General features: G+C 47.8%; 2 protein-coding genes and 1 pseudogene. All 3 read right to left on the bottom strand.

Features of this window, described 5'->3' with window-relative positions; translation table 11 throughout:
• Nucleotides 1-528: 528 nt before the first annotated feature.
• Nucleotides 529-951 carry a type II toxin-antitoxin system VapC family toxin gene (locus tag AC3B8H_RS21145; protein WP_488443480.1) on the bottom strand — a complete coding sequence of 141 codons (423 nt, stop codon included), beginning with the start codon at nucleotides 949-951 and terminating at the stop codon, nucleotides 529-531.
• Entirely contained in the window at nucleotides 948-1,181 is a 234-nt protein-coding gene (locus tag AC3B8H_RS21150) for a hypothetical protein (protein WP_488443481.1), read from the bottom strand. Before AC3B8H_RS21150 ends, AC3B8H_RS21145 begins: the two co-directional genes overlap by 4 nt.
• Nucleotides 1,182-1,339: 158 nt before the next feature.
• Nucleotides 1,340-1,510 (bottom strand): annotated as a pseudogene (locus AC3B8H_RS21155) (transposase); the annotation flags it as partial.
• Nucleotides 1,511-1,628 lie beyond the last annotated feature (118 nt).

The raw sequence follows: 1,628 nt of genomic DNA on the forward strand, positions 1-1,628 counted from the left end.
GCCGATATCGCCAAGGTGCAAGAATGGCTTGGCCACGCTAATATCTCAACTACACGTATATACGATCATCGAAGAACAAGGCCGGAGGATAGTCCGACGTTTAAAGTGAGTTATTGAATATCTGAGTCAATTTCTATTGGCAAATTTTATTATTCAACCAAATGGTAGATCAAGGAACGGGAAATAAGGTTGAAATGATAATTCAATTGCCAGTTTGCTTTTACCAGCTATTTAGCATTTTGGATTCTCAAAACTTTTAATTATCAAGCTTAAACACGAAGTGTGCATCCTTTACGCCGTTTACTTTTACTTTCGCTACGGCGTTCGTACCGCGATCTGGAAGAGATCTTGGTGGAGCGTGGGGGTCGAAGTCGATCAAGTGAGCCCAACCGTTGGGTTGTTCGCTATTTGCCGTTATTGGCCAAAGCCACGATTAGAAGTAAGCGCCAGCCCGAGGCCTCCTGGCGAATAGACGAAATTTAGTATTAAGGTTCAGGGCGAATGGGTAGGTTTTGAGTTTGGCTTTGTTCAATCGGTGTAATCCTTTAGTAGCAAAATCCGACCACTTCCTTCGGCTTTTCGGTAATAAACGTTATCAGCGGTAATCAACGTCGCACCGGACGTGTTTAATGCCACGGCGTGATAGAGGGTATCGAACAGATGATGTCGATACCGGGCGGCAAGCTCGATGGCGGTAATATAGATTCCGGGGTCATCAGCGATATAACTTTCAATGTTCAATAAATCAAACAGATCGTCTTCCGCTTCGTCGGGCTTCTCACGGGCCAAAACCGCCGCCACTTCGGCAATAAAATGCGGCGGCTGAAGGAGACGTATGTGCCCCTTGTCGACCCCTTTAAGAAGGGTTAAAGCTTGATCACAATCGGCTTCGTTTTCTCGGTCTTGTAAGAACCATTTCAGCGCAACACTGGCATCTACCACCAAAATCATGGACGACCGTCTTCACGTGCTGCACGAATCTCTTCATTTGTTAGCGCCGGCGCGTGTTTGCGTCGTTCCACGATTCTCGCGATTGCTTGGTGACTACGTTGTTTGCGTTCCGCGCGTTCGACAGCCTCGCGCATTAAATCAGCAATCACGGCACTTTTGTTTTGTCCTTGATAGGCGGCGTTGAACGCCTCTTTCACATCGTCGGGAACGCTGAAATTCACGGTAGCCATGACTCACTCCTAGGTTGTTGAAGATTTCAACAAATTATTGGCCATTGTCATGGAAAGTGCAACGATTAATAGGCAGTCACCCTTGTCGGATTGCGCCCCCCCCCTCCCCCCGCGATACAGGGCGGAGAGGCATAGCGCGGACATACTAGTGTCTGTAGTTAGTTTGGTATTTGTTGTAGCTCGATGTACTGCCGAATGATCTCTATCGGCGCACCGCCACAGCTACTCGCGAAGTAGCTGGGCTACCATAGAGCGCCACCCCACAACCTCTTTCGAATGCACTGATAATTTTTTTTTCGAATCATCCGACTGGAAACGCCTTTCAAATTCGTGGTGGGGGTGATGGAAAGCCATCGCGGTAAAAAAGTCCAACAAGGCTGCTTCAGCTGACACGGATATGTCATTGAGATAAACGGGTTACACACTCTGTTATCAGTTCCACTGCGA

This window comes from Methylomonas sp. BG-2 (assembly GCF_057766305.1).

Bases quoted from the DNA above. Each gene is read 5' to 3' on its own strand.
- AC3B8H_RS21150 (WP_488443481.1), bottom strand. From the start codon at position 1,181: ATGGCTACCGTGAATTTCAGCGTTCCCGACGATGTGAAAGAGGCGTTC.
- AC3B8H_RS21145 (WP_488443480.1), bottom strand. From the start codon at position 951: ATGATTTTGGTGGTAGATGCCAGTGTTGCGCTGAAATGGTTCTTACAA.